This window comes from Streptomyces sp. NPDC041814, from assembly GCF_055590565.1.
Map to the genome: position 1 here is coordinate 65,400 of NZ_JBVJAM010000006.1, position 25,427 is coordinate 90,826.

At 72.2% G+C, this 25,427-nt stretch carries 27 protein-coding genes and 1 pseudogene; 16 read left to right on the forward strand and 12 right to left on the reverse strand.

The window, feature by feature from the left end; genetic code table 11:
• Nucleotides 1-18 precede the first annotated feature (18 nt).
• The 3 genes from ACZ6C6_RS16880 to ACZ6C6_RS16890 all read left to right on the forward strand — a co-directional run bounded on the left by ACZ6C6_RS16880 (nt 19) and on the right by ACZ6C6_RS16890 (nt 2,620).
• The gene (locus ACZ6C6_RS16880) at nt 19-954 is read left to right on the forward strand and encodes an ABC transporter ATP-binding protein (protein ID WP_469203459.1); all 936 of its coding nucleotides are present in this window, start codon (nt 19-21) and stop codon (nt 952-954) included.
• A complete protein-coding gene (locus ACZ6C6_RS16885) occupies nt 941-1,840 on the forward strand; it encodes an ABC transporter permease (RefSeq protein WP_469203461.1) in 900 nt (299 codons plus the stop codon). The genes ACZ6C6_RS16880 and ACZ6C6_RS16885 overlap by 14 nt, the downstream gene beginning before the upstream one ends.
• A 192-nt stretch (nt 1,841-2,032) precedes the next feature.
• Complete coding sequence (locus tag ACZ6C6_RS16890) at nt 2,033-2,620, forward strand: TetR/AcrR family transcriptional regulator (RefSeq protein ID WP_469203463.1); 588 nt, start codon at nt 2,033-2,035, stop codon at nt 2,618-2,620.
• Between the two features lie 24 nt (nt 2,621-2,644).
• Here the strand turns inward: ACZ6C6_RS16890 and ACZ6C6_RS16895 are convergent, their stop codons facing one another.
• From ACZ6C6_RS16895 to ACZ6C6_RS16910, 4 genes are all read right to left on the reverse strand, one after another.
• Nucleotides 2,645-3,451 carry an HAD family hydrolase gene (locus ACZ6C6_RS16895; protein ID WP_469203465.1) on the reverse strand — a complete coding sequence of 269 codons (807 nt, stop codon included), beginning with the start codon at nt 3,449-3,451 and terminating at the stop codon, nt 2,645-2,647.
• A 79-nt stretch (nt 3,452-3,530) separates the two neighbouring features.
• Nucleotides 3,531-3,980, reverse strand: coding sequence for a hypothetical protein (locus ACZ6C6_RS16900; RefSeq protein WP_469203467.1), 450 nt, complete (start codon nt 3,978-3,980; stop codon nt 3,531-3,533).
• A 265-nt stretch (nt 3,981-4,245) separates the two neighbouring features.
• Entirely contained in the window at nt 4,246-4,428 is a 183-nt protein-coding gene (locus tag ACZ6C6_RS16905; RefSeq protein WP_469203469.1) for a hypothetical protein, read from the reverse strand.
• 145 nt (nt 4,429-4,573) lie between these two features.
• Nucleotides 4,574-5,032: a carboxymuconolactone decarboxylase family protein gene (locus ACZ6C6_RS16910; RefSeq protein WP_469203471.1), complete on the reverse strand. Its 459-nt coding sequence runs from the start codon at nt 5,030-5,032 to the stop codon at nt 4,574-4,576.
• A 67-nt stretch (nt 5,033-5,099) separates the two neighbouring features.
• Here ACZ6C6_RS16910 and ACZ6C6_RS16915 point away from each other — a divergent pair.
• The 5 genes and pseudogenes from ACZ6C6_RS16915 to ACZ6C6_RS16935 form a co-directional block, all read left to right on the forward strand.
• A pseudogene (locus tag ACZ6C6_RS16915) lies at nt 5,100-5,876 on the forward strand (sigma factor-like helix-turn-helix DNA-binding protein); the annotation flags it as partial.
• A gap of 140 nt (nt 5,877-6,016) precedes the next feature.
• A complete protein-coding gene (locus ACZ6C6_RS16920; RefSeq protein WP_469203473.1) occupies nt 6,017-6,586 on the forward strand; it encodes a hypothetical protein in 570 nt (189 codons plus the stop codon).
• A 242-nt stretch (nt 6,587-6,828) separates the two neighbouring features.
• On the forward strand, nt 6,829-7,230 hold the full coding sequence (locus ACZ6C6_RS16925; RefSeq protein WP_469203475.1) for a peptidoglycan-binding domain-containing protein: 402 nt from the start codon (nt 6,829-6,831) through the stop codon (nt 7,228-7,230).
• A 16-nt stretch (nt 7,231-7,246) separates the two neighbouring features.
• Nucleotides 7,247-8,326, forward strand: a complete 1,080-nt coding sequence (locus ACZ6C6_RS16930) for a peptidoglycan recognition protein family protein (RefSeq protein WP_469203477.1) — start codon at nt 7,247-7,249, stop codon at nt 8,324-8,326.
• 39 nt (nt 8,327-8,365) lie between these two features.
• Nucleotides 8,366-9,271, forward strand: coding sequence for a peptidoglycan-binding domain-containing protein (locus ACZ6C6_RS16935; RefSeq protein ID WP_469203479.1), 906 nt, complete (start codon nt 8,366-8,368; stop codon nt 9,269-9,271).
• A gap of 40 nt (nt 9,272-9,311) precedes the next feature.
• On the opposite strand, the gene ACZ6C6_RS16940 is transcribed toward ACZ6C6_RS16935, so the two are convergent.
• The 8 genes from ACZ6C6_RS16940 to ACZ6C6_RS16975 form a co-directional block, all read right to left on the reverse strand.
• Nucleotides 9,312-9,770: a VOC family protein gene (locus ACZ6C6_RS16940; protein WP_469203481.1), complete on the reverse strand. Its 459-nt coding sequence runs from the start codon at nt 9,768-9,770 to the stop codon at nt 9,312-9,314.
• Nucleotides 9,758-10,762: an EamA family transporter RarD gene (gene rarD / locus ACZ6C6_RS16945; RefSeq protein WP_469203483.1), complete on the reverse strand. Its 1,005-nt coding sequence runs from the start codon at nt 10,760-10,762 to the stop codon at nt 9,758-9,760. The genes ACZ6C6_RS16940 and rarD overlap by 13 nt, the downstream gene beginning before the upstream one ends.
• Nucleotides 10,763-10,878: 116 nt before the next feature.
• On the reverse strand, nt 10,879-11,739 hold the full coding sequence (locus ACZ6C6_RS16950) for an SDR family oxidoreductase (protein ID WP_469203485.1): 861 nt from the start codon (nt 11,737-11,739) through the stop codon (nt 10,879-10,881).
• Between the two features lie 143 nt (nt 11,740-11,882).
• Nucleotides 11,883-12,941, reverse strand: coding sequence for a 2-oxoacid:ferredoxin oxidoreductase subunit beta (locus ACZ6C6_RS16955; protein WP_469203487.1), 1,059 nt, complete (start codon nt 12,939-12,941; stop codon nt 11,883-11,885).
• On the reverse strand, nt 12,934-14,889 hold the full coding sequence (locus tag ACZ6C6_RS16960) for a 2-oxoacid:acceptor oxidoreductase subunit alpha (protein WP_469203489.1): 1,956 nt from the start codon (nt 14,887-14,889) through the stop codon (nt 12,934-12,936). The genes ACZ6C6_RS16955 and ACZ6C6_RS16960 overlap by 8 nt, the downstream gene beginning before the upstream one ends.
• 306 nt (nt 14,890-15,195) lie before the next feature.
• Nucleotides 15,196-15,855, reverse strand: a complete 660-nt coding sequence (locus ACZ6C6_RS16965; protein ID WP_026171285.1) for a response regulator transcription factor — start codon at nt 15,853-15,855, stop codon at nt 15,196-15,198.
• A 141-nt stretch (nt 15,856-15,996) separates the two neighbouring features.
• Complete coding sequence (locus ACZ6C6_RS16970) at nt 15,997-17,352, reverse strand: sensor histidine kinase (RefSeq protein WP_469203491.1); 1,356 nt, start codon at nt 17,350-17,352, stop codon at nt 15,997-15,999.
• 126 nt (nt 17,353-17,478) lie between these two features.
• Entirely contained in the window at nt 17,479-18,678 is a 1,200-nt protein-coding gene (locus ACZ6C6_RS16975; protein WP_469203493.1) for a sensor histidine kinase, read from the reverse strand.
• Between the two features lie 210 nt (nt 18,679-18,888).
• Here ACZ6C6_RS16975 and ACZ6C6_RS16980 point away from each other — a divergent pair, with 210 nt between their 5' ends.
• Genes ACZ6C6_RS16980 through ACZ6C6_RS17015 form a run of 8 tightly spaced genes read left to right on the forward strand, consistent with a single transcriptional unit; the run spans nt 18,889 to nt 25,400 of the window.
• Nucleotides 18,889-19,311, forward strand: a complete 423-nt coding sequence (locus ACZ6C6_RS16980) for an NADH-quinone oxidoreductase subunit A (RefSeq protein WP_376455720.1) — start codon at nt 18,889-18,891, stop codon at nt 19,309-19,311.
• The gene (locus ACZ6C6_RS16985; RefSeq protein ID WP_469203496.1) at nt 19,302-19,937 is read left to right on the forward strand and encodes an NADH-quinone oxidoreductase subunit B; all 636 of its coding nucleotides are present in this window, start codon (nt 19,302-19,304) and stop codon (nt 19,935-19,937) included. The genes ACZ6C6_RS16980 and ACZ6C6_RS16985 overlap by 10 nt, the downstream gene beginning before the upstream one ends.
• Nucleotides 19,934-20,746 (forward strand): NADH-quinone oxidoreductase subunit C, encoded by an 813-nt coding sequence (locus ACZ6C6_RS16990; protein ID WP_469203498.1) that lies wholly within the window; start codon nt 19,934-19,936, stop codon nt 20,744-20,746. The genes ACZ6C6_RS16985 and ACZ6C6_RS16990 overlap by 4 nt, the downstream gene beginning before the upstream one ends.
• Nucleotides 20,743-21,711, forward strand: a complete 969-nt coding sequence (locus ACZ6C6_RS16995; RefSeq protein ID WP_469203500.1) for a complex I subunit 1/NuoH family protein — start codon at nt 20,743-20,745, stop codon at nt 21,709-21,711. Before ACZ6C6_RS16990 ends, ACZ6C6_RS16995 begins: the two co-directional genes overlap by 4 nt.
• A complete protein-coding gene (locus ACZ6C6_RS17000) occupies nt 21,711-22,367 on the forward strand; it encodes a NuoI/complex I 23 kDa subunit family protein (protein ID WP_469203502.1) in 657 nt (218 codons plus the stop codon). The genes ACZ6C6_RS16995 and ACZ6C6_RS17000 overlap by 1 nt, the downstream gene beginning before the upstream one ends.
• On the forward strand, nt 22,364-22,984 hold the full coding sequence (locus ACZ6C6_RS17005) for an NADH-quinone oxidoreductase subunit J family protein (RefSeq protein ID WP_469203504.1): 621 nt from the start codon (nt 22,364-22,366) through the stop codon (nt 22,982-22,984). The genes ACZ6C6_RS17000 and ACZ6C6_RS17005 overlap by 4 nt, the downstream gene beginning before the upstream one ends.
• Nucleotides 22,984-23,403: an NADH-quinone oxidoreductase subunit NuoK gene (gene nuoK / locus ACZ6C6_RS17010; protein ID WP_469203506.1), complete on the forward strand. Its 420-nt coding sequence runs from the start codon at nt 22,984-22,986 to the stop codon at nt 23,401-23,403. The genes ACZ6C6_RS17005 and nuoK overlap by 1 nt, the downstream gene beginning before the upstream one ends.
• Entirely contained in the window at nt 23,400-25,400 is a 2,001-nt protein-coding gene (locus tag ACZ6C6_RS17015; protein ID WP_469203508.1) for an NADH-quinone oxidoreductase subunit 5 family protein, read from the forward strand. The genes nuoK and ACZ6C6_RS17015 overlap by 4 nt, the downstream gene beginning before the upstream one ends.
• Nucleotides 25,401-25,427: the final 27 nt, after the last annotated feature.

Below are 25,427 nucleotides of genomic sequence, written 5' to 3' on the forward strand. Positions count from 1 at the left end.
CCCAGTGGGGAGCACACCATGGCAGTGCCCGTCATCGAGACGCGCGGCCTGACCAAGCGCTACCGGGGCGGCCAGCTCGCCGTGGACGGCCTGGACCTCACCGTCCCCGGCGGCAGTGTCTTCGGCTTCCTCGGGCCCAACGGCTCCGGCAAGACCACCACCATCCGGATGCTCATGGGCCTCATCGCCCCGACCTCCGGCTCCGCGACCGTCCTCGGCCGCCCCATGCCCGACGCCGCGCGCACCGTTCTCCCCGAGGTCGGCGCGCTGATCGAGGGGCCCGCGCTCTACGGATTCCTGAGCGGCCGGGACAACCTCCTGCGGTTCGACCGGGCCGACCCCACCGCCGACCCGCGCACCCGCGCCGCCCGGGTCGGCGAAGCGCTGGACCGGGTCGGGCTCGCCCCGGCGGCCGGCAAGAAGGCGCGGGCGTACTCGCTGGGCATGAAGCAGCGCCTCGGCCTCGCCGCCGCGCTGCTCCGGCCGCGCAGGCTCCTCGTCCTGGACGAGCCGACCAACGGCCTGGACCCGCAGGGCATGCGCGAGATCCGCGCCCTGGTCCGGGGACTGGCGGCGGACGGCACCACGGTGTTCCTGTCCTCCCATCTCCTGGACGAGATCGAGCAGGTCTGCACGCACGCGGCGGTGATGGCCCGGGGCCGTCTGCTGACCCAGGGACCGGTCGCGGGCCTGGCCACCGGCAGCCGCCTGGCGGTCACCACGCCGGACCCGGCGGACGCGGCGCGCGTGCTGAAGGAGCAGGGCGTCACGGGCATCACGGTGGACGGCGACCGGGTCCGCGCGGACGCCCCGCCGGGCACGGTGGATCCGGCCGGTCTCACCGCGGCGCTGGTGCGGGCGGGCGTCCGGGTGCGCGCGTTCGGCGTGGAACGGGCTTCGCTGGAGGACGCGTTCGTGGCCCTGACGGGAGAGGGATTCGATGTCGCAAGCTGAAGCCGCGCCCGGAGCCGCAGCCGAGACCGGGTCCGCCGGGCGCAATCCCCTCTGGACCTTCGGCATCCTCCGCTCCGAGTTCGCCACCACCCTGCGCCGCTGGCGCACCCTCGCACTGCTCGGCGTGCTGGCCGCCGTTCCCGTCCTGATCGGGATCGCCGTCCGCATCGAGACGCGCGGCGGCTCCTCGACGGGGCCCGACGGCGGAGGGGCCGGCCCCGCTTTCCTGTCCCAGGTGACCAACAACGGGCTCTTCCTGGTCTTCGCCGCCCTCGCCGCGACGCTCCCCGTCTTCCTGCCCATGGCCGTCGGCGTCATCGCGGGCGACGCGGTCGCGGGCGAGGCCAACGCGGGCACCCTGCGCTATCTGCTGGTCGCCCCGGCCGGCCGGACGCGGCTGCTGCTCGCGAAGTACGCCGCGACGCTCGGCTTCTGCCTGGTCGCCACGCTCGTCGTGGCCGCGTCCGCGCTGGCGGTGGGCGCGCTGCTGTTCCCGGTGGGCGAGGTCACGACGATCTCGGGGACGACGATCGGCTTCGGCGAGGGCCTGGTGCGGGCGGGGGTCGTCGCGGTCTTCGTGGCGGCGTCCCTGACCGGCTTCGCGGCGCTCGGACTGTTCATCTCGACACTCACGAACAGCGGCATCGCGGCCATGGCGGCGACGGTCGGAGTGCTGATCACCGTCCAGATCGTGGACACCATCCCCCAGCTGAGCGGGGTCCACCCCTACCTCTTCCCGCACTACTGGCTGTCCTTCGCGGACCTGCTGCGGGAGCCCGTCTACTGGGACGAGCTGGTGAAGAACCTCGAACTTCAGGCGCTGTACGCGGCGGTGTTCGGCTCTGCGGCCTGGGCCCGGTTCACCACGAAGGACATCACGGCCTGACCGGGATGCGCGCCCGTACCGTCGGCCGGCGAGCCGTCCCCCGATCGGCTCGTCGCGGCACGAACGGCACGAACGGCGCGGAAACCGAGGAAACGAGCCGACACGGTACGTTCCGTTTCCGCGAGAGCATTGTTCGACTTGTAGCGACTCACTGTCAATAAGGTTTGGCTCAAACAGTCCTATGCTCACCGAATGAACACATCGCCGAGTTCACTGCGCCGGAGCGAGAGCTCACGCAGGGCGACCCTGCAAGCCGCCCTCGACCTCTGTACGGAGCGGGGCTACGGGCGGGTCACGGTCGAGGCGATCGCGGCGCGGGCGGGCGTGAGCAAGAAGACGATCTACCGCTGGTGGCCTTCGAAGAGCGCGGTGCTGCTGGAAGCCTTTACGGAGATGCTGGTGTCGGCGACCCCGTTCGTGGACACCGGCGACATCGCGAGGGACCTGCGGACCCACCTCACGGGCGCGGTGAACGTCCTCGCCGTCCCGCCGTTCGGCCCGGCCTACGCGGGCATCCTCTCGGAGCTCCACCACGACGACCAACTGGCCGAAACAGTTCGCACGCAGCTCATCGACCCCCGCTTCCAGGAGGCGGTCGGCCGCCTGCGCAGCGCCCAGGACCGGGGCCAGATCCCGCCGGACGCGGACCTCGACCTCGCGGTGGAGATGCTCTACGGCCCGCTGTACTACCGCCACGTGCTCCGCAAGCCGATGCAGGACGCGGAGGACGTGGGGAAGCTGGTGGACCACGTGCTGCGGGCGCTGGGGGCGACCCTGTAGGGCCTCTTGGGGCCTTCCTGGGCCTCAGCCGAAGACGCGCTCCAGGACGACCGCTATCCCGTCCTCCTCGTTGGACAGGGTCACCTCGTCGGCCGCCGCGCGCAGCTCCGGGTGGGCGTTGCCCATGGCGACGCCGTAGCCGCAGCTGCGGAACATCGGCAGGTCGTTGGGCATGTCGCCGAAGGCGATGGCGGTGCGCGGGTCCACGCCCAGTTCCTCGGCGGCGAGCGTGATCCCGGCGCCTTTGTCGATGCCGTACGGCTGGAGCTCGACGGTCCCCGGCCCGGAGTGCGTGACCGTGGCGAGGTCCCCGACGACCGCGCGGGCCTCGGCGGTCAGCGCCTCGTCGCTCAGCTCGGGGTGGCGGATGAGCACCTTGATCACGGGCTCGGCCCACAGCTCGTCCCGGTGCCGGGTGCGCTGCGCGGGCAGCGTGGCGTGGGGCAGCCGGTAGCCGGGCTCGATGAGCGTGCGCCCCTCGGCCCCGTCCTGGTCGACGGCGGCGAAGACCTGCCCCACCTGGGCCTCGATCTTCCCGAGTGCGGCCCCTGCCGCCTCCCGGTCGAGCGTGACCGCCCGCACGGTGCGCCGGGCCCCGGCGTCGTACACCTGCGTCCCCTGCCCGCAGACGGCCAGCCCCTCGTACCCGAGCCCGTCCAGCAGCGCCCGCACGCCCGGCACGGGCCGCCCGGTGACGACGAGGTGCCGGGCGCCCGCCGCGCGGGCCAGGGCGAGGGAGGCGCGGGTGCGGGGGCTGACGGTGTCGTCGCCGCGCAGCAGGGTGCCGTCCAGGTCGGTGGCGACGAGGGCATATGCGGGTGGGGTGGGCATGCGGCAAGCGTAGGTGCTGGTCATCCGGAGCCCCGCCGGAGTTGTGGCGGGGCGGGGGCGTGGGGTAGGGGCGTCCGCCCTACCAGGGCGGGCGGGTGTCGCGGAGTGCTTCCGGGGTCTGCCGGGGCAGGGCCTCGTGTCCGTCCGTGCGCAGCAGCATGCCCGGGTCGGGTTCGAAGTCCTCGGTGGGCGGAGCCGGCTGGTGGAAGCGCTCGGTACGCGGAAGGGTGACCTCGACGAGGCGGCCCTCCTGGAACATCCACACCCCGAAGCAGTCGTCGTCCTGGTCGCGCAGCAGGACCTGCACCGTGAGCGGATACGGCCACGGCAGCGACTCCAGGTGCCTGAGCAGGCCCTTGCGGGCACGCATCTTCTCGAACTCCAGGGCCCATCCGAACTCGTAGCCCCACTGCCCCGATATCGGGACGAAGCGGCCTCGCCAGGTTCGTTCCGGATCGTCCCGGGTCAGTGGGTCCATCACTTCCTCCGCCTCGCGGGCGAGCACGATGGCCTCGGCGTCTCTGCTCATGCCGGAGTATCACCGCACCCGCCTGTTCCACCGCAACGGAATTCCTCGACCTGCCGTCGCGGGAGGAGCTTTCGGGGGACGGTGAGGACGACCTTGCCCCGGTTGAGCCGGTCCTCGATCGCCGCGTGGGCGAGGGCCGCGTCCGCGAGCGGGTGGCCCGCGTGGGCGGCGCCCGGGTGCTGCGCAGGCGGCATCAGGCCGCAGAGCACCCGGGGCGGCGCGACATCGGCTGAGGAGCGCTCCGCGCGGGCCCTGCCGACAGCGTTCAGCGCCTCCGCTTGGGCTTTTCGCGCGCTGCCACCACGACGCTGATGATCAGGATGACCAGCGCCACGAGCAGCACGCTGGTCGGCCAGCCGGCGAGCAGGGCCACGACGGCCAGAACAATCGCGACCAAGTAGCCTATGTGGGCCCACATATCGAGAGTGGTCATGTGTTGCTCGGTCACGTGTCCCCCTCACACAGGCCGCTCGCTTCTCGCGGGTGCTCACAGCATCACGACCTGTATGGCCTCGGTCAAGTGCCGGTGCGTTCGCCCTGTGCGGCGCAGCCCCGGGAACGGGGGGCCGCCCACAGCGCACCGGCCCCCGCCTTCAGCCCCAGGTCTTGCCGGCGGGCTCCTTGATGGTGCGGTTGATGCGGTTGAAGAAGTTGGTCATGGCGATCTCCAGGTTGAGGGCGCCGATCTCCTCCTCCGTGAAGTGGGCGTTCGCCTCGTCCCAGATCTCGTCGGTGACGCCGGGGGCGTCGTCCTGGAGCCGGGTGGCGCCCTCGGCGAGGGCGAGGGCCGCGCGCTCGGCGTCGGTGAAGAAGGGTGCCTCGCGCCAGGCCGCGACGTTGTGCAGTCGCTCGTCGGTGTCGCCGGCCTTCTTCCCGGCGGCCACGGCGGCGTAGACGCACGCCGAGCAGCCGTTGATCTGGCTGACGCGCAGATGGACGAGGGCGAGCAGCTGAGGGTCGACGCCGCCGGCGGCGATGGCCTTGTGGAGATGCCGGACGGCGGTCCACAGGTCGGGGTTGGCGGCGTTCTTGTCCTTCAGGCGGTTTTCCATGATGGGGGAGAGCTCCTTCGTAGGGTTACCTTGCGGCGCTGGTGTGCGTCATCCCTATGACGGAGCCGCTGCCACGGAGGACGTGGTGCAGGAGGCCTGGCTGCGGCTGTCGCGCCAGGAGCCCGGCACGATCGACAACCTGGGCGGCTGGCTGACGACGGTGGTGGGCCGGATCAGCCTCGATGTGCTGAGGTCGGGCCGGACGCGGCCGGAGGTGTCGTACGACGACGGGCCGGAGTACACCGTGACGCTGGACGACGCCCCCGCGCCGGAGGACGTGGCGGCGATCGGCGACTCCGTGGGCCTGGCCCTGCTGACGGTGCTGGACTCGCTGCGGCCGGACGAACGCCTCGCCTTCGTGCTGCACGACGTGTTCGCGGTGCCGTTCGCGGAGGTGGGCCCGATCCTCGGCAAGTCGGCGGACGCGACGAAGATGCTGGCGAGCCGGGCGCGGCGGAAGGTGCAGGGGGCCGAGCGGCCGACGAGCGTGGACCGGCGGCAGCGCGAGGTGGTCCAGGCGTTCCTGGCGGCGGCCCGGGACGGCCACTTCGACCGGCTGCTGGAGGTCCTGCACCCCGACGTGAAGCTGACCGCGCACACCCCGGACGGCACGTTCATCACCCTCGGCGCCACGGAGGTCGCCACCCGCGCCCGCGTGGCCGCCGCGGCGGCACACGGCCACCCGGCCACCGCCAACGGCCTCCCGGCGATTCTCGCCTGGACCCCGGAGGGCACCCCGCAGTCCCTCCTCACCTTCACGGTCACCGACGACCGCATCACGGAGATCACGGCGCGGGTGGACCCGGCGGAACTCGCGCGGATGAACCTGCCGGTGCGGGTGTGACGAGCCACCGAGGGGTCACGGTGTGTGTGGACACCGCTCCCGGGTAGGCGAGTTGGGTGACGTCTGTGACGGGGGCGGGGATGGTTGCCGGGGTGGTCGCGCGGGTCCGGGGGGTGTTTCGGGCGCCTCGGTGGCCCCGGGTGGTGGGGGCGGCGCTCGGGCTCGGCGCGGGGGTCGCGGCGGCGGGGGCCGGGGTCGCGTACGAGGTGGCGCACAGCGCGCCCGCGTACTGCCAGGTCGGCTGCCTGGTGGTCGGCGTCGGCGCCGTGGTGGTCCTGGGTGCGCTCGGCCTCCACTCGATGGCGCGCTTCATGGCGTTGCTCGCGCTCGGGGCCCTCCTGGCCGTCGGGGTCCCGGGCGGGTTCCGCAGTGCGGTCCTGGAGTCGCGGGGCGAGTGGGCGACGGTCACGGTCATCGAGGTGCGCCATCCGCACGCCACGTACACCAGCTCCGACAACGACAACTGCAGGCTCGAAGTGCGGGGCGACACCTTCTGGGTCCAGAACCTCGGGGAGTGCGGCCCGGCCACCCGCCCCGGCGACCGCTTCGAGGTCCTGCGCGACCCCGAGGGCCTGGTCAACGTGGCAGGCGGGCACGCGCCGATCACGTTTCCGGTCCTCATCCCGAGCGTGGGCGTCGTGCTGCTCCTGCTGACCGTTCTCGGCGCCCGGAGCATGCGCCTGCGCACGGCCGGACGCCGGGCGGCCTGAGCGCTCCGGCGGCGCGCCGCCCCGTCCCGGCGTCCCACGTGGCGGGCCCGGGTCTCAGCCGCTTACTCCTGCACAACCCCAGGTCAGCACGGATGTGCCGACGTCCCACGGCCGTCCCGGACCGCCTTGCCGGGACGGCCGTCGGGCTTGCGGGACGGGGAAGTGTGGAGGGACGGGGTCCGGTCTTCCTAGGTTCGTCGGCGTCGGCCCCGTCCGGGTCGTCGCACCCCTCAGGAGACCCCATGCCCACGCTGCCCAAGGCCGCCCGCGCCGCCGCCGTCACCGGTGCCGCGCTGGCCGCCGTCGCCCTCGCCGGACCGGCTCAGGCGTCCACGAGTGCCGGTTACGTCGCGTACGGCGACACCGGAACCGCCGTCAGGTGCGTCCAGACCGCCGTCAACGTGTCGAACGTGCAGGGCGACATCACGGTCGACGGGATCTGGGGGGCTGCCACGGAGACCGCCGTGAAGACGTTCCAGCTGATCAACATCTGGGGGGTGGACCCGGCCCACGGGGACCCGGTCTTCCTCACCGCGGACGGAGTCGTCGGGCCCTACACGGGCGACGTGATGCTCCGGTACATCAGCGACAACGCACCCGGCATGAAGAGTGTCTGCTCCGCTGCCCTGCCCACCACCCACTGACTCCGAAGGACCCCGTATGACCGCGCTCGACCGCCCCCAGCCGTACCCGCGCCGCAGGGCCGTACTCACCGGAACACTCGCGCTGGGCGCCGCCGCCCTGCTGCCGCTCGCCGCGCCGGGGCGGGCGCGCGCCGCGACCGGCCCCGTGATCTCCGACTGCGCGGCCTGGGGCGCCCGCCAGCCCAGCAGCCCCGTGAAGGTCCTGGCCACACCGCCGCAGAAGATCATCGTCCACCACACCGGCACCCCCAACAGCACGGACTACTCGCAGGCCCAGGCGTTCTCGCTGGCCCGGATCATGCAGAACGACCAGATGGACGTGCGGGGGTGGATCGACACCGGCCAGCACTTCACCATCAGCCGGGGCGCGATCGTGACGGAGGGCCGGCACGGCAGCCTCGCCGCGCTCCAGGGCGGGACGCGGCAGGTGGAGTCGGCGCACTGCACCGGGCAGAACACCGTGGCCATCGGCATCGAGAACGAGGGCACGTACATGACGGTCGACCCTCGCGGGGAGCAGTACGCCCGCCTGGTGGAGCTGTGCACGCACATCTGCCGTCAGTACGGGCTTCCCGCGTACCAGATCTACGGCCACCGCGACTTCAACAGCACCGACTGCCCCGGCGACCGCCTCTACGCGATGCTGCCGCAGCTCCGCCAGGACGTGGCGGCACGCATCGGCGGCGACGCGACCCCGCCCGTCTGGCCCGTGCTCTCCACCGGGAGCACCGGCGAGCGCGTCCGCACGCTCCAGCTCCTGCTGAACGGGCGCGGCGCCGCGCTCACGGCGGACGGCGACTACGGACCCGCGACCCAGGCCGCGGTGCTCGCCTTCCAGAAGGCCGAGAACGCGACCTGGGACGGGGTCGCGGGCCTCCAGACCTGGAACCAGCTGGCCGCACCCGTCCGGCAGGGCGACAACGGCGTGGCGGTGGAGGCCGTGCAGTGCCAGCTGGCGGCGCACGGCATCGCGACGGACATCGACGGCGCCTTCGGGCCCGGGACCGCGGCGAGCGTGGTCCGGTTCCAGTCGACCCGGTCGCTGCCGGCGGACGGGGTCGTGGACGCCCGTACGTGGAGCCGGCTCGTCGCGTAGTTCCGTCATCCCGCACCTCATCCCACAGGAGAAACGTTCATGAGACGCGCAATGTCCGTCATCACCGCGGTGTTCGCCGCGCTCCTCGCCACCCTGCTCGTGGTGCCGGCCGCCCAGGCCGCCGGCTGGCCGGTCGTCGACAGCGGGGACAAGGGCGCCGATGTCACCACCGTGCAGCACCTGCTGACCGCGCGCGGCTTCAGCACCACCGCCGACGGCGACTTCGGCCCCGGCACGGTGAGCAGTGTCCGCGGCTTCCAGAGCGCCAACGGCCTGTCCGCCGACGGCGCGGTCGGCCCCGCCACCTGGCCCAAGCTCGTCGTCACCGTCAGCAACGGCAGCAACGGCTCGGCCGTCAAGGCCCTTCAGGTCCAGCTCAACAAGTACGGTGCCGGGCTCGCGGTCGACGGGGCCTTCGGCTCCGGCACCGACGCGAAGGTGCGCGCGTTCCAGCAGTCCAACGGCCTGAGCCCGGTCGACGGCATCGTCGGCCCGGCCACCTGGGAGGCACTGCTGTCCGGCTCCGGGTCCACCGGCGGCGGCAGCGGCACCCTGACGCACGCCCAGGCCGCCGCCCAGTTCAACGCGGCCGGGATCGGCTGGGTCTCCTCCGGCAACTGCTCGGACCGCACCAACAGCAGCTGCACCTCGTTCGACGGGCTGCGCGCCACCACGGCCAACGGGGCCGTCGCGCTGAAGCAGGCGGTGGGCAGCTGCACGCTCACCATCACCGGCGGCACCGAGACCGGGCACGCGTCGGGCACGTACAGCCACGCCAACGGCTACAAGCTGGACTTCCAGCGGGTGAGCTGCCTGACCAGCCACATCACCGCCAACTTCACCCACACCGGCACCCGCGGCGACGGCGCCGCCCTCTACACCGCGCCGTCCGGCAACGTCTACGCGGACGAGGGCAGCCACTGGGACGTGACGTTCGTCGGCTGAAAGCCGAGGGGGTGCCGGGTCGCGGCACCCCCTTTCGCCTTTACTGCACGCAGAATTCGTTGCCCTCGGGGTCCGTGAGCACCGTCCACCGGCCCCCCGGTTCCTCGACCTCGCGCTCGACCTTCGCGCCCAGCGCGACCACCCGCGCCACCTCGGCCTCGCGGCGCTCCGGGCCCGCGTGGAGGTCGAGGTGGAGGCGGTTCTTCACCGTCTTCGGCTCGGCGACGCGCTGGAAGAGCAGCCGGCGGCCGTGCCCGGCGCCGCTGACCTCGTCGTACGGGTCGTCCGGATGCCGCACAGCGGCCAGGTCGAGCCAGGCGCGGCGGCCGTGCGCCGTGGTGGTGAGGGCCTCCGGTACGGCCCCGGCCCCCAGGAGCCGTTCGATCAGGGGGCTGTTGTCCTCGATCTCGTAGCCGAGGGCCCGGGACCAGAAGCCGGCCTGCGCGTGCGGGTCGGCGGCGTCGATGACGACTTTCCACTCAAGGGTCATGACCGGCATTCTGTCCCGGCGTCCGGGCTTTTGCCGGGTGATACCCCGGTCCGCTCCGCACCCGCCCGTGCGGCCGTCGCCGTCGCGGCGAGCCGGGCCGCCTGCGCCTGGGCCCGGTTGCGGCGGGCGGTCCGCAGCGCGTCCCAGGTCAGGACGATCAGCGCCGCCCACACCAGGGCGAACCCGGCCCACCGCTCCGGCGGCATCTCCTCGTGGAAGTAGGCGACGCCCAGCAGGAACTGGGCGATCGGGGTCATGTACTGGAGCAGCCCGATGGTCGAGAGCGGGATGCGGATCGCGGCGGCCCCGAACAGGATCAGCGGCACCGCCGTGACCACGCCGGTCGAGGCGAGGAGCGCGGTGTGGCCGGGCCCCTCGGAGGTCAGGGTCGAGGTGCCCTGCGCGCCCAGCCAGATCAGATAGCCGAGGGCGGGCAGGAAGAGCACGGCGGTCTCGACGGTGAGCGATTCCAGGCCGCCCATGTCGGCCTTCTTCTTGACCAGGCCGTACGTCGCGAAGGAGAACGCCAGGATCAGCGAGATCCACGGCGGCTTCCCGTAGCCGACGGCCAGCACGAGCACCGCCACGACGCCGGTGGCGACCGCCGCCCACTGCGCCGGGCGCAGCCGCTCGCCCAGGAGCAGGACGCCCATGGCGATGGTGACCAGCGGGTTGATGAAGTAGCCGAGGGACGCCTCGACCACATGGCCGCTGTTCACGGCCCAGATGTACAGGCCCCAGTTGACGGTGATCGTGGACGCGGCGATCCCGAGCATCCCCAGCTTGCGCGGCTGCCGCAGCAGCGGTCCGATCCAGGACCAGCGGCGCAGGACCAGCAGCAGGACGGCCACCACGCCGAGCGACCACACCATGCGGTGGGCCAGGATCTCGACCGCCCCGGCAGGCTTCAGCAGCGGCCAGTACAGCGGGACGAGGCCCCACATGCCGTACGCGGCGAAGCCGGAGAGGAGTCCGGCCCGCTGCTCATTCGTCCCTTCCACGGGCCCCTCCTTGTGGGTGGTGGTCGTACGACCGTCAACCACACGAAGGTAGCGCCGCCGGTCCCCGGTGTCATACCCGTATCGTCAGACGGTCATGACACCGGGTGGGGTGCGGCTCAGAGCGCGGCGACCGCGGCGGCGACGGTGTCCGACACCGGGGTGGTCGGGCGGCCGATCAGGCGGGCCAGGTCGCCGCTGGTGCCGGCCAGCTTGCCGCGCCGGACGGCCTGGTCCACGTCGACCAGGATCGCCGCGAAGCCCTCGGGCAGCCCGGCGCCGGTCAGGATCTCCTGGTGGACGGCGGCCGGGACGTCGTTGTGCGCGATCTCCTTGCCGGTGGCCTTCGCGACCTCGGCCGCGAAGTCGGCGTAGGACAGGGCGGTGTCGCCGCTCAGCTCGTACGCGCGGTTCAGGTGGCCCTCGCCGGTCAGGACGGCGGCGGCGGCTGCCGCGTAGTCGTCGCGGGAGGCGTAGGCGATGCGGCCGTCGCCCGCGCTGGCGACGACCGCGCCGTGCGCGAGGACCGGGGCCAGGTTCTCGGTCTGGTTCTCCGTGTACCAGCCGTTGCGCAGGAAGGTGTACGGCAGGCCGGAGTCCAGGATCAGCTGCTCGGTCGCCCGGTGCTCGTCGGCCAGCGTGAAGTCGGCCTCGGGCCCGCCGAGTACCCCGGTGTACGCGAGCTGGGCGACGCCCGCCGCCTTGGCCGCGTCGATGACCGCGGTGTGCTGGGGGACGCGGCTGCCGATCTCGTTGCCGGAGATGAGGAGGGCCCGGTCGCCGGGGCGGAAGACGTCCGCCAGGGTCTCGGGGCGGCTGTAGTCGGCTATGCGCAGCTCGACGCCCCGGGCGGCGAGACCGGCGGCCTTCTCCTTGTCGCGGACCACGGCGACGACCTCGGTGGCGGGGACGGTGGTCAGCAGGTGCTCCACGACGAGCCGGCCGAGTGCTCCGGTGGCTCCGGTGACGACGATGCTCATGGGTCTCTCCTCGTTCGATCTCTCTCTTCTTACACCATCCTACGGAATGCGCTAACTAAAAGAAAGCGTGCTGGTCGGGGCATGAAAAAGCGCGCCGGTCCCGCCCCGCGAGGGGCAGGTCCGGCGCGCTCCGGCCCAAGGGGTCAGCCGACGACCGTCCAGTTGTCGTTCCCGGCGAGCAGGGCGGCCAGGTCGCCCTTGCCGTGCCGCTCGACGGCCGTGTCCAGCTGCTCGGCCATCGTCGTGTCGTACACCGGGCGCTCCACGCTGCGCAGCACTCCGATCGGGGTGTGGTGCAGGGTGTCCGCGTCGGCGAGCCGGGACAGCGCGAAGGCGGTCGTCGGGCTCGGCGCGTGCGCGTCGTGGACGAGGATCCGCGACTTGTTCTCCTCGGTGACGGCGACGACCTGGAGGTCACCGGTCAGCGGGTCCCGTACGACGCCCTTCGAGCCTTCCGCGCCGAAGACGATCGGCTGCCCGTGCTCCAGGCGGATCACCGCCTCCTGCGCCTGGTCCTTGTCCTTCAGGACCTCGAACGCGCCGTCGTTGAAGATGTTGCAGTTCTGGTAGATCTCCACCAGCGCCGTGCCCGGGTGGTCGGCGGCGGCCCGCAGCACGCTCGTGAGGTGCTTGCGGTCGGAGTCGACGGTCCGGGCGACGAACGACGCCTCCGCGCCGATCGCCAGCGACACCGGGTTGAACGGGGCGTCCAGCGAGCCCATCGGCGTCGACTTGGTGATCTTGCCCAGCTCGGAGGTGGGGGAGTACTGCCCCTTGGTCAGCCCGTAGATCCGGTTGTTGAACAGCAGGATCTTCAGGTTCACGTTGCGGCGCAGCGCGTGGATGAGGTGGTTGCCGCCGATGGACAGCGCGTCGCCGTCCCCGGTGACGACCCAGACGGACAGGTCGCGCCGCGAGGTGGCCAGACCGGTCGCGATGGACGGGGCGCGGCCGTGGATCGAGTGCATCCCGTAGGTGTTCATGTAGTACGGGAAGCGCGAGGAGCAGCCGATGCCGGAGATGAAGACGATGTTCTCCTTCGCCAGACCGAGGTCGGGCATGAAGCCCTGCACGGCGGCGAGGACCGCGTAGTCACCGCAGCCGGGGCACCAGCGCACCTCCTGGTCCGACTTGAAGTCCTTCATGGACTGCTTCGCCTCGGCCTTGGGCACCAGCTGGAGCAGTTCGTTCACCTCAGGCATCGATGGCCTCCTCAAGAGCTGCCGCGAGCTGCTCGGCCTTGAACGGCATGCCGTTGACCTGGTTGTAACTGTGCGCGTCCACCAGGTACTTGGCGCGGATGAGCGTGGCCAGCTGACCGAGGTTCATCTCGGGGACGACCACCTTGTCGTAACGCTTCAGGACCTCGCCCAGATTCCGCGGGAACGGGTTGATGTGGCGCAGGTGGGCCTGGGCGATGGAGTGTCCCGAGGCGCGCAGCCGGCGCACGGCCGCGGTGATCGGGCCGTACGTCGAGCCCCAGCCGAGCACGAGGGTCCGCGCCTCGGCGGGGTCGTCCACCTCCACGTCCGGGACCTCGATGCCGTCCACCTTGGCCTGGCGGGTGCGGACCATGAAGTCGTGGTTGGCGGGGTCGTAGGAGATGTTGCCGGTGCCGTCCTGCTTCTCGATGCCGCCGATGCGGTGTTCGAGACCGGGGGTGCCGGGGACCGCCCACGGGCGCGCCAGCGTCTGCGGGTCGCGCTTGTACGGCCAGAACACCTCGGTGCCGTCGGCCAGTTCGTGGTTCGGGCCGCCCGCGAACCGGACGCGCAGGTCGGGCAGCTGGTCGAGCTCCGGGATGCGCCAGGGCTCGGATCCGTTGGCCAGGTAGCCGTCGGAGAGCAGGAAGACCGGGGTGCGGTAGGTCAGGGCGATCCGGGCCGCGTCCAGCGCCGCGTCGAAGCAGTCGGCCGGGGTGCGCGGGGCCACGATCGGTACCGGGGCCTCGCCGTTGCGCCCGTACATCGCCTGGAGCAGGTCCGCCTGCTCGGTCTTGGTGGGCAGCCCGGTCGACGGGCCGCCGCGCTGGATGTCCACGATGAGCAGCGGCAGTTCGAGCGAGACGGCGAGCCCGATGGTCTCCGACTTCAGCGCCACGCCGGGCCCGGAGGTCGTCGTCACGGCGAGCGAACCGCCGAACGCGGCGCCCAGCGCGGCACCGATGCCCGCGATCTCGTCCTCGGCCTGGAAGGTGCGCACGCCGAAGTTCTTGTGCTTGCTGAGCTCGTGCAGGATGTCCGAGGCCGGGGTGATCGGGTACGAGCCGAGGTAGACCGGCAGGTCGGCCTGGCGGCCCGCGGCGATCAGACCGTAGGACAGGGCGAGGTTCCCCGAGATGTTTCTGTACGTGCCGGTGGGGAACGCCTGCGAGGCCGGTGCCACCTCGTAGCTGACGGCGAAGTCCTCCGTCGTCTCGCCGAAGTTCCACCCGGCCCGGAACGCGGCCACGTTCGCCTCGGCGATCTGCGGCTTCTTGGCGAACTTCGCCCGCAGGAACGCCTCGGTTCCCTCGGTCGGCCGGTGGTACATCCAGGACAGCAGCCCGAGCGCGAACATGTTCTTCGAGCGCTCGGCCTCCTTGCGGGAGAGCCCGAACTCCTTCAGCGCCTCGATCGTGAGCGTGGTCAGCGGCACCGGATGGACGTTGTACGCCTCCAGCGAGCCGTCCTCCAGCGGGTTGGTCGCGTACCCCACCTTCGCCATCGGCCGCTTGGTGAACTCATCGGTGTTCACGATGATCTCGGCCCCGCGCGGCACGTCCGCGATGTTCGCCTTCAGCGCCGCCGGGTTCATCGCGACCAGCACGTTCGGCGCGTCGCCCGGCGTCAGGATGTCGTGGTCGGCGAAGTGCAGCTGGAACGACGAGACCCCCGGCAGAGTGCCGGCGGGAGCGCGGATCTCGGCGGGGAAGTTCGGCAGCGTGGAGAGGTCGTTCCCGAAGGACGCCGTCTCCGAGGTGAACCGGTCACCCGTGAGCTGCATGCCGTCGCCCGAGTCACCCGCGAAGCGGATGATCACCCGGTCCAGACGGCGGACTTCCTTCTCGCCGCTTCCCGCGGCTGCGGACTGGGGGGCACGCTGTCCCCCTACGAGTGCCTCGCTGGCCTCGTCGGCCTGCTCGGCTGGGCTACTGACCTGGCTGGTCACTTACTGGACCTCCCTCGGCACGGCGGCTCGGAACCGTCCGGCCCGCCGGAGGTCCCCCGCCCACCCTACGTCCGTAAGGGGCGCCTTCCTCCGGCAGATCACATGGTGGACGGCAATTTGAGACGTATTTCGGCACGTTGGCGTAGGGGGGATGCCGAGACGTTTCCGGGCGTTGCCGGTCATGATCCATCAGCCGCCCGGATCCCCCGGGCACGCGCCCGGGCCGGGCGCGCCGCGCCCGGGACCCGGAAGCGCCAGGGGCGCCGGAAGCGCCAGGAGCCCGGGAGCGTCGGGAGCCCGGATGCGTCAGGAGTTCAGATACGTCAGTACCGCCAGCACCCGGCGGTGGTCGCCCTCGCTCGGGGCCAGGCCCAGCTTCTGGAAGATGTTGCTGACGTGCTTCTCGACCGCCCCGTCGCTCACCACCAGCTGCTTGGCCACCGCTGAGTTCGTACGCCCCTCCGCCATCAGGCCCAGCACCTCGCGCTCACGCGGCGTCAGCCCGGCCAGCACGTCCTGCTTCCGGCTGCGGCCCAGCAGCTGCGCCACCACCTCCGGGTCCAGCGCCGTACCGCCCTGCGCCACCCGGACCACCGCGTCCACGAACTCCCGGACCTCGGCGACCCGGTCCTTCAGCAGATACCCGACACCCCGGCTGGACCCGGCCAGCAGCTCGGTGGCGTACTGCTCCTCCACGTACTGCGACAGGACCAGCACCCCGATCCCCGGATAGTCCCGGCGCAGCCGCACCGCCGCCCGGACGCCCTCGTCGGTGTGGGTCGGGGGCATCCGCACATCCGCGACCACCACGTCCGGCAGCGCGTCCTGCCCGGCGAGGTCGCCGATCGTCTTGATCAGCGCCTCCGCGTCCCCGACGCCCGCGACGACGTCATGCCCGAGATCGGTCAGCAACCGGGTCAGTCCTTCCCGGAGCAGTACCGAATCCTCGGCGATGACCACGCGCACCCTGTCCTCCACCACGACGCTGTTTCCCCCGCTGCTCGCTTGCCGGTACGACCCTTGTGCCGTCCAGCATCCCAGTAACGGCAGGGACGTCGCGAGCGTGCGCGGGGTTGACCTCCGAGGTGCCGTGCCGTGGATCCGCCGTCAGCCGCGCCAGGGCAGCTCGGCGGTGACCTTCGTGGGACCGCCCACCGGCGATTCGACCACCAGGACCCCGTCGACGGCGTCCAGCCGCTCGGTCAGCCCGGCGAGCCCGCTGCCCGACGCCGGGTCGGCGCCGCCGCGCCCGTCGTCGGTCACCTGGAGCAGCAGGCGGTCCTCCGTGCGCCACACGTCGACCGAGGCGCGGGTGGCCCCCGAGTGCTTGCTGACGTTCTGGAGGAGTTCGGAGACCGTGAAGTACGCGATGCCCTCGATGGCCTGCGCGGGCCGGGACGGGAGGTCCACCTCCACGCTCACCGGCACGGTGCAGCGCGAGGCGACGGCGGAGAGGGCCGCGTCCAGGCCGCGGTCGGTGAGGACGGCGGGGTGGATGCCGCGGGCGAGGTCGCGCAGCTCCTGGAGGGCGACCTTCACCTCGCCGTGCGCCTCGTCGACCATGCGCGCCGCGGCCTCCGGATCGTCCGTCAGCTTCTCCTTGGCGAGGCCCAGGTCCATGGCGAGGGCGACGAGGCGGGCCTGGGCGCCGTCGTGCAGGTCGCGCTCGATGCGGCGGAGATCCGCGGCGGCGGTGTCCACGACGACACCGCGGTCGGACTCCAGCTCCGTGACGCGCTCCGCCAGCCGGGACGGGCTCAGCAGCCCCGCCACCATCAGCCGGTCGACGGTCGCCAGACCCCGGATCACCCAGGGGGTGAGGATGACGACGCCCAGGCCGAGCCCGGCGGTCAACGCGAGATCGACGCCCGAGTCGAGGTAGACCTCGTGCTGGGTGTCCCCGTACAGCTGGATGCCCGAGACGCCCGTGTGCGAGGGCACGAACCAGTGCCACAGCGGGTAGGTGAGCGCCGCCCAGCCCCACGCCTGGAGCGTCAGCGCGACGCAGAACGCGAAGACCGCCCACGGGAAGTGCAGCAGCGCGTACAGCAGGTGCCGCCAGGACACCCCGCTCTTCAGGACCGCGCCGACCCAGGACATCAGCCCGCTCTTCCGGCCGCGCACCGGCGCCGGATCGGCCACGTCCAGCCGCAGCAGCGCCCGCGCCCGGGTCCGCTCCAGCGCCCCGAAGCCCCGGCACATCACCAGGCCCGCCGCCAGCACCGGAATGCCGAGGAAGGTGACGAGGAGCCCCGCACCCAGCGAGACCATGGTGATCGCGAAGGTGAAGAGCACGATGCTGATCGGCAGGCTCAGCAGCAGATAGCAGAACTCGCGCCAGGTCCTGCCCTCCAGGGGCGCCCGCAGCACCGGCGGCAGGACGTGCCGCCGCGAGGGACGGTTCCCGGGGCCGCTTCCCGCCCGCTGAGGGTCCCGTGTGTCCGGTCCGTATGCCGTGGCCATGGGGTTCCGTCCGTTTCTTCCGCGTCCGTGAATGTGCGTGCTGGCTGTACTTCAAGACTGCTGGTCCGGGCGCTGCCGCACCATGAGGGCGGTATCCGTCTCGGAGCGGGGGTTTTCCCTACCCCTTTACGCGCGGCGCGTCCCCGTCGCGCTCTTCTCGGCGCCCCGGTCCCGCCACGGCAGCTCCGCCGTGACGGTCGTCGGCCCCCCGGCCGGCGATTCGAGTACGAAGACCCCGTCCACGGCGTCCAGCCGCTCGGCCAGCCCCGCCATGCCCGTACCGCCGTCCATCGAGGCCCCGCCCCGCCCGTCGTCGCCGACCTGGATGAACAGCCGGTCGCCGGAGCGCCACACGTCGACGGACGCCGTACGGGCCCCGCTGTGCTTGCTGACGTTCTGGAGGAGTTCGGAGACCGTGAAGTACGCGATGCCCTCGATGGCCTGCGCCGGGCGCCCCGGGAGATCCACCCGTACGGAGACGGGCACCGTGCAGCGCGAGGCGATCGCGGAGAGCGCCGCGTCCAGGCCGCGGTCGGTGAGGACGGCGGGGTGGATGCCGCGGGCGAGGTCGCGCAGCTCCTGGAGGGCGACCTTCACCTCGCCGTGCGCCTCGTCGACCATGCGCGCCGCGGCCTCCGGGTCGTCCGTCAGCTTCTCCTTGGCGAGGCCCAGGTCCATGGCGAGGGCGACGAGGCGGGCCTGGGCGCCGTCGTGCAGGTCGCGCTCGATGCGGCGGAGGTCCGCGGCGGCGGTGTCCACGACGACACCGCGGTCGGACTCCAGCTCCGCGATGCGGCGCTCCAGGTCGTCGGAGGGGGAGAGCAGCCCGCGCACCATGGCCCGGTCCGCGTTGGCCATCAGCCGCGCCGTATAGGGGAGCGCCGGCCACACGACGAGGCAGACGAGCGTCACGACGAAGGTGAGGATGCCCCACGGGAGCCGGACGAACGAGTACAGCGCCGCCCGCCAGGCGACCGGGTCGCGCAGGCAGGTCCACAGCCACGCGAAGAACCCGTCGTCCTCGCGGCCCCGGGCCGGCGGACTCGGCTCGTCGACCACGACCCCCAGCAGCTTGCGGGCGCGGGCGCGCTCGGCACGGCCGATCAGCCGGGACCCCTGGAGCCCGGCGGCCAGCAGCGGCAGACCGACGACGGTGACCGCGAGGCCCACACCGATCGAGATCATCAACACTGTGTAAACAAATCCGATGATCGCCATCGGCAGGTTGGCGAGGAGGTGCGCGACCTCCTGCCACGTCCACCGGCCGAAGGCGAAGCGGACGGGAGGCGGCCCGTCGTGGGCGGGCACCTGGGGGCTCATGGTCATACGACCAGCCTGCCGGGCGCGGAAGGCGGATGCCATGGGGCTCGTGGGTGAGGCGAAGTAGGGATATCCCCACCCGCGCCCCACACGTGCCCCACCCGTGCCGCCCTCGTTCCCCGTCCGTTGCCCGACGCAACTGCTTACCCGTCCTTTACAGGGCCTAGACTCCCGTGCGTACAGATCGTGGACGACGCTAGGGAGCGAGGGGCGGACGTGACGGGTCTTCCCGGTGCGGCATCGACACCGGCGCGGACGGTGCTCGCGTCGTCGGACTACTTCCACAGCTACTCGGTGGTCGGACTCCTCGCCCTGGTGGGCGTCCTGTTCGTCGCCGTCGCCTTCGGCGCGGGCCGGCTGCTGCGGCCGGTGGTCCCGACGCCGGAGAAGCTGCTCACGTACGAGTGCGGCGTGGACCCGGTGGGGGAGGGCTGGGCACACACCCAGGTCCGCTACTACGTGTACGCCTTCCTGTACGTGATCTTCGCCGTCGACTCGATCTTCCTGTTCCCCTGGGCGACGGTCTTCGCGGCGCCGGGCTACGGCGCGACCACGCTGGTGGAAATGTTCATCTTCCTCGGTTTCCTGGCCGTGGGACTGCTCTACGCATGGAAGAAGGGCGTCCTCGAATGGACGTGACGAGCCCGTCGTCGGCCGGGGCGGGGGACGAACCCGCCGCCGTACCCACGTTCCTCCCGGAACCGAAGCGCCTGGGCGTCCTGTCCAGGCTCGCGCCGGAACCGATGAAGGTGGTCCTCAACTGGGGGCGCCGCTACAGCCTCTGGGTCTTCAACTTCGGACTCGCCTGCTGCGCCATCGAATTCATCGCCGCCTCCATGGCGCGCCACGACTTCATCCGGCTCGGCGTCATCCCCTTCGCGCCGGGCCCGCGTCAGGCCGACCTCATGATCGTCTCCGGCACGGTGACGGACAAGATGGCCCCGGCGGTCAAGCGCCTGTACGAGCAGATGCCCGAGCCCAAGTACGTCATCTCCTTCGGCGCCTGCTCCAACTGCGGCGGCCCGTACTGGGACTCGTACTCCGTCACCAAGGGCGTCGACCAGATCATCCCCGTCGACGTCTACGTCCCCGGCTGCCCGCCCCGGCCCGAGGCGCTGCTCCAGGGCATCCTGAAGCTCCAGGAGAAGATCGCGCGCGAGTCGCTGGGGGAGCGTTACGCGGAGGCCGCGGGTGCCCGCCCGCCGACGGAGGCGCTGCGCAGCGGCCTGGTGACTCCGCCTCCGGCCGCGGGGGAGGACAAGTGACCGCCGCCTTCGACCGCCTTCCGGACGCCGTCACCGAGGTCTTCGGCGAGGACGCCACCGCCGAGCGGGCGTACGACCTGCTGACGGTCGACGTCCCGCCCACCGGGTGGATCAGCGCCCTGGAAACGGCCCGCTCCGCCCTCGGCTGCACGTACTTCGACTGGCTGAGCGCGGTGGACGAACCGGGCACGGGCTTCCGGGTGTGCGCGCATGTGGCCGCCCTGCCGGGCTCCGGGGTCCGCCGCCTTCTCGTCCGTACGACGGTGCCGCACGAGGCCCCGGCGCTGCCGACGGCCATCGGGGTGTACGCGGGAGCCGCCTGGCACGAACGCGAGACGCACGAGATGTTCGGCGTCGTCTTCGAGGGCCACCCGAACCTGGTCCCCCTCCTCCTCCCCGAGAACTTCGAGGGCCACCCCCTCCGCAAGGACTTCGTGCTGGCCGCCCGCGTGGCGAAGGCATGGCCGGGCGCGAAGGAACCGGGCGAGTCGGACCACGGCGGTCCGAAGCGCCGCACGATGCTGCCGCCCGGCGTCCCGGACCCGAACGACTGGGGCCCCCTGAAGGGCCAGCTCCCCCCGGCCCCGGCGCGCCCGGCACGGCGTGCCCGTACGGCGGGCGACGCGACCCCGGGAGCCCCGGCCGAACCCCGCCCGCGCCGCAGCCGCAGCGCGTCGCAGGGCTCGGCGAGCCAGCAGGCGCCGGCGGCACGTCCTGCGGCGGACGCCCCGTGGCGCGACGCGCCCGAGAACCAGCCCCCGGCCCGGCCCGGCAACCCCACCCCCGACAACGGAGGCGATCAAGAGTGAACGACGCCCTGGACGTCGCCCTCCGCATCGTCATCGTCTTCGCCGTCTTCATGGTCCTCCCCCTCGTCGTCGGCCAGACCGAGCACAAGGTCATGGCCCACATGCAGGGCCGCCTGGGCCCCATGTACGCGGGCGGCTTCCACGGCTGGGCCCAGCTCGTCGCCGACGGCGTGAAGTTCGCGCAGAAGGAGGACATCGTCCCCGCAGGCGCCGACCGCAAGGTCTTCCGCCTGGCGCCGGCCGTGGCCCTCCTCCCGTACCTGCTCGTGCTGGTCGCGATTCCGGTCGGCCCGGGCGAGGGCGCGGTCGGCCAGGTCATCGACGCGGGCATCTTCTTCGTGCTCGCGGTGATGGGCGTGGGCGTACTCGGCTCGCTGATGGCCGGCTGGGCGTCGGCCAACAAGTTCTCCCTGCTCGGCGGTCTCCGCACCGCCGCGCAACTCCTCGCGTACGAGCTGCCGATGCTGCTCGCCGCCGCATCGGTGGCGATGGCGGCGGGCACGGTCTCGCTGCCCGGCATCCTGGACGCGTTCGAGTGGTGGTGGCTGCCCTGGCAGATCACCGGCGCCCTGGTCTTCTTCGTGGCCGGCCTCGCCGAACTCCAGCGCCCCCCGTTCGACATGCCGGTCGCCGACTCGGAGATCATCTTCGGCGCGTACACCGAGTACACCGGCCTCCGCTTCGCGCTGTTCCTGCTCGCCGAGTACGCGGGCATCGTCGTGCTGTGCGGGCTGACCACCGTGCTGTTCCTCGGCGGCTGGCACGGCCCGCTGGGCGCCGACGGACTCGGCTGGGTGTGGACCCTGCTGAAGACCGGCATCCTCGCCTTCGTCGTGATCTGGCTGCGTGTGAGCTACCCGCGCCTGCGCGAGGACCAGCTGCAGAAGCTCGCCTGGACGACCCTCATCCCGCTCGCTCTCGCGCAGATCGCGCTCACCGGCATCGTGAAGGTGGCGATCAACTAGTGCCCCCGATCCCCGGCTCAGGTCTGGCCAAGGGCCTCGCCGTCACCCTGCGGACGATGACGAAGAAGACCGTCACCGCCCAGTACCCGGACGTGCAGCCCGAACTGCCGCCCCGCTCGCGCGGCGTCATCGCGCTGTTCGAGGAGAACTGCACGGTCTGCATGCTGTGCGCCCGCGAGTGCCCCGACTGGTGCATCTACATCGACTCCCACAAGGAGACGGTGCCCGCCGCGGCCCCGGGCGGCCGCGAACGCAGCCGCAACGTGCTCGACCGCTTCGCGATCGACTTCTCGCTCTGCATGTACTGCGGCATCTGCATCGAGGTGTGCCCGTTCGACGCACTGTTCTGGTCGCCCGAGTTCGAGTACGCGGAGACGGACATCCTGGACCTCACCCATGAGCGCGACAAGCTGCGCGACTGGATGTGGACGGTCCCGGAACCGCCCGCCCTCGACCCACGCGCCGAGGAACCGAAGGAACTCGCCGCGGCCCGCAAGACGGCCGACAAACTCCGCGCCCAGCAAGAGGCGGAAGCGGCGCGGCAGGCGCAGGACAACACGGCGCAGGACAACACGGCGCAGGACGACACGGCACAGGACGGCACGGCGCAGGACGGCACGGCGCAGGACAACACGGCACAGGGGGGTCAGGCGTGATCACCGCCCTCGGCGCCCCCGGCGCCACCGCCCTCGCGGCCGCCCCGGCGGCCCCCGGCTTCCTCTCCCCGTCCGGCGTCGAGATCGCCTTCGTCCTCGTGGGCATCGCGACGCTCGGCGCGGCCCTGGTGACCGTCACGACCCGGCAGCTGGTGCACGCCGCCCTCTGGCTGATCGTGGCGCTCGGCGGCCTCGCCGTCGAATACCTCCTGCTCACGGCGGAGTTCATCGCCTGGGTGCAGGTACTGATCTACGTGGGATCCGTCGTCGTCCTCCTCCTGTTCGGGCTGATGCTGACCAGGGCCCCGATCGGCCGCTCCCCGGACGCCGACTCGGAGAACCGCCTGCCCGCCCTCGCGGTCGCCGTCGCCTCGGCGGCCGCCCTGGTCTGGGTCGTCGTGGACGCCTTCCGCACGACGTGGATCGAGCTGGACGGGCCCGCCCAGGGCTCCACCGAGGTCACCGGCGCCTTCCTCTTCCGGAACTGGGTGCTCCCCTTCGAAGCGCTCTCCGTCCTCCTGCTCGCCGCCCTGGTCGGCGCGATCGTCCTCTCCCGCAAGGGCGGCCGGGCCCCGGACCGGGCCGACGCCACCCCGCCCCGGAAGGACGCCCGCTGATGCACCTCGCCTATCCCGCGGTGCTCGCCGCCCTCCTCTTCTGCACCGGGCTGTACGGAGTCCTCGCCCGCCGCAACGCGATCCTGGTCCTGATGTCCGTCGAGCTGATGCTCAACGCCGTCAACCTCAACCTGGTCGCGTTCGACGTCTGGCTCCGCGACCGCCTCCACTCCGGCCAGGCCCTCACCCTGTTCACCATCGCCATCGCGGCGGCGGAGATCGGCATCGGCCTGGCGATCGTCCTCGCCGTCTACCGCAACAGGGGCAGCTCCGACGTCGACCGCCTCCGCGACACCGCCGAGACCGACGAGGCCGAGACCGTCCCGGCCGGTGACGACGAGGACGACGCCGTCACCGACCCCGAAGACCAGGCCACTGCTGCGGCAGGGAAGGCAAAGAAGGCAGAGGCCACCCCGTGACCACCACGACCCTCGCCGTCCTCGTCCCCCTCCTCCCGTTCCTGGGCGCGGCGGCCGGACTGCTCATCGGCCGCACGGCGCCCGCGTACGTGCGCCCGCTCGCCGTCCTGCCCTCCCTCGTCTCGCTCGTCCTCGCGGCCGTGGTCGCCTCGCGCCAGGGCGGCGGCCGGGCCATCGACGCGGCGACCCAGCTCACCCCCACCGGCTCCGTCCCCATCGACCTCGCGCTCCACCTCGACGGCTTCGCCGTCCTCGTCGCCGTGCTGGTCGCCCTGGTCGCGAGCTGCGTGCAGATCTACTCGACCGCGTATCTCCGCGACGACCCCCGCTACCCCTCGTACGCGGCGCTGGTCTCCCTCTTCACCTCCGCGATGCTGCTCGTCGTCTACTCCGGCGACCTGATGGTGCTGCTGGTCGGCTGGGAGGTCATGGGCATCTGCTCGTACTTCCTGGTCGGCCACTACTGGGAGACGCCCGAGGCGCGCGCCGCGTCCCTGAAGGCGTTCCTGGTCACCAAGCTGGGCGACGTCCCCTTCCTCATCGGCCTGTTCGCGCTCGCCGCCGACACCGGCTCCTTCCGCATCACCCGCATCCTGGGCGCCGTCGCCCACGGCGGCCTCGACCACCCCACCCTCATCGCGCTCCTCCTCCTGGCCGGAGTCGCGGGCAAGTCCGCGCAGTTCCCGCTGCACACCTGGCTGCCCGACGCCATGGCGGGCCCCACCCCCGTGTCGGCGCTGATCCACGCGGCGACGATGGTCGCCGCCGGCATCTACTTCGTCGCCCGCCTCCTCCCCGTCTTCGCGGCCTCCGGCGCGGCCCTGGTCGTCCTTGCCGTGATGGCGGCCGTCACGATGATCGGGTCCGGGCTCGCCGCGCTCGCCCAGGACGACATCAAGCGCGTCCTCGCCTACTCGACCATCGGGCAGCTCGGCTACATGTCGGGCGCCCTGGCCGTCGGCGACCGGGGGGCCGCCGTCTTCCACCTCGTCTCGCACGGTGCCTTCAAGGCGGTCCTCTTCCTCGCGGCCGGCGTCGTCATCCACGCCGCCGGCACCAACTCACTGGCCGCCATGTCCCGGATGAGCGGCCTCGCCCGCCGCATCCCGGACGCCTACTGGACGATGACCGTGGCGCTGCTCGCGCTCGCCGCGATCCCTCCGTTCGCCGGCTTCTTCTCCAAGGAAGCCGTCCTCGTCGCCGCCGAGCACACCGCGCTCGGCGACCGGCACGTCGCCCCGGCCGCCGCCGGCTGGACGATCCTCGTCGCCGGGCTGCTGGCCGCCGTGCTCACCGCCGCCTACGCCACCCGGCTCTGGCTCCTCGCCTTCCGGGGCCGGGGCGCCGAGGCCCCCGACCACGGCAGGCAGCCCGCCGCCATGACCGCCGTCCTGTGGGTCCTGGCCGTCCCGACCATCGCCCTCGGGCTGAGCGTCGGCGTCATCGGCGACTGGTTCGACGGCCACCGCCTCGTCCCCTCGCTGACCACCGCCGTCCTGTCCACCGGCGTCGGCCTCGTCGGCGGCCTCGTCACCTACGGGGCCTGGCGCCACACCACCGCGCTCGCCGCCCGCGTCCCCATGGGCTCGGTCGTCGCCCACCCGGACGCGGAACCGGCCCTCGTGGAGATCGAGGCCATCGAGGCCCGCACCGCCGCCTACGGACCGGCCGGTGACGCCCCCGACCTCGCCGACCCCGGACGCCTGCTGCTCGGCCCGCTCCACCGCCACGCGGCCACCGGCTTCCACCTCGACGCCCTGTACGCGGCGCTGTTCGTCCGCCCCGTCCAGGCCGCGGCACGCCTCGTCCGCTTCCTGGACCGCGAGGTCGTGGAGACCTACGTACGCGGCTCCGCCACCGGCGCACGCTGGCTCGGCACGGCCGTCCGCCGTGCCCAGACCGGCAACGTGCAGACCTACCTCGGCGCACTGCTGGCCGGTTCCCTGATCCTGGCGGTCGCCGCCGTCGTCTACGCCAACGTCAACGCGGGGTCCTGAGCCGTGATCGATATCAGCGCATCCGTG

Excerpts from the sequence above, each read along its gene's own strand:
- ACZ6C6_RS16880 (WP_469203459.1), top strand. The coding sequence starts at position 19 with ATGGCAGTGCCCGTCATCGAGACGCGCGGCCTGACCAAGCGCTACCGG.
- ACZ6C6_RS16885 (WP_469203461.1), top strand. The coding sequence starts at position 941 with ATGTCGCAAGCTGAAGCCGCGCCCGGAGCCGCAGCCGAGACCGGGTCC.
- ACZ6C6_RS16890 (WP_469203463.1), top strand. The coding sequence starts at position 2,033 with ATGAACACATCGCCGAGTTCACTGCGCCGGAGCGAGAGCTCACGCAGG.
- ACZ6C6_RS16895 (WP_469203465.1), bottom strand. The coding sequence starts at position 3,451 with ATGCCCACCCCACCCGCATATGCCCTCGTCGCCACCGACCTGGACGGC.
- ACZ6C6_RS16900 (WP_469203467.1), bottom strand. The coding sequence starts at position 3,980 with ATGAGCAGAGACGCCGAGGCCATCGTGCTCGCCCGCGAGGCGGAGGAA.
- ACZ6C6_RS16910 (WP_469203471.1), bottom strand. The coding sequence starts at position 5,032 with ATGGAAAACCGCCTGAAGGACAAGAACGCCGCCAACCCCGACCTGTGG.
- ACZ6C6_RS16925 (WP_469203475.1), top strand. The coding sequence starts at position 6,829 with ATGCCCACGCTGCCCAAGGCCGCCCGCGCCGCCGCCGTCACCGGTGCC.
- ACZ6C6_RS16930 (WP_469203477.1), top strand. The coding sequence starts at position 7,247 with ATGACCGCGCTCGACCGCCCCCAGCCGTACCCGCGCCGCAGGGCCGTA.
- ACZ6C6_RS16935 (WP_469203479.1), top strand. The coding sequence starts at position 8,366 with ATGAGACGCGCAATGTCCGTCATCACCGCGGTGTTCGCCGCGCTCCTC.
- ACZ6C6_RS16940 (WP_469203481.1), bottom strand. The coding sequence starts at position 9,770 with ATGCCGGTCATGACCCTTGAGTGGAAAGTCGTCATCGACGCCGCCGAC.
- ACZ6C6_RS16950 (WP_469203485.1), bottom strand. The coding sequence starts at position 11,739 with ATGAGCATCGTCGTCACCGGAGCCACCGGAGCACTCGGCCGGCTCGTC.
- ACZ6C6_RS16955 (WP_469203487.1), bottom strand. The coding sequence starts at position 12,941 with ATGCCTGAGGTGAACGAACTGCTCCAGCTGGTGCCCAAGGCCGAGGCG.
- ACZ6C6_RS16970 (WP_469203491.1), bottom strand. The coding sequence starts at position 17,352 with ATGGCCACGGCATACGGACCGGACACACGGGACCCTCAGCGGGCGGGA.
- ACZ6C6_RS16975 (WP_469203493.1), bottom strand. The coding sequence starts at position 18,678 with ATGACCATGAGCCCCCAGGTGCCCGCCCACGACGGGCCGCCTCCCGTC.
- ACZ6C6_RS16985 (WP_469203496.1), top strand. The coding sequence starts at position 19,302 with ATGGACGTGACGAGCCCGTCGTCGGCCGGGGCGGGGGACGAACCCGCC.
- nuoK (WP_469203506.1), top strand. The coding sequence starts at position 22,984 with ATGCACCTCGCCTATCCCGCGGTGCTCGCCGCCCTCCTCTTCTGCACC.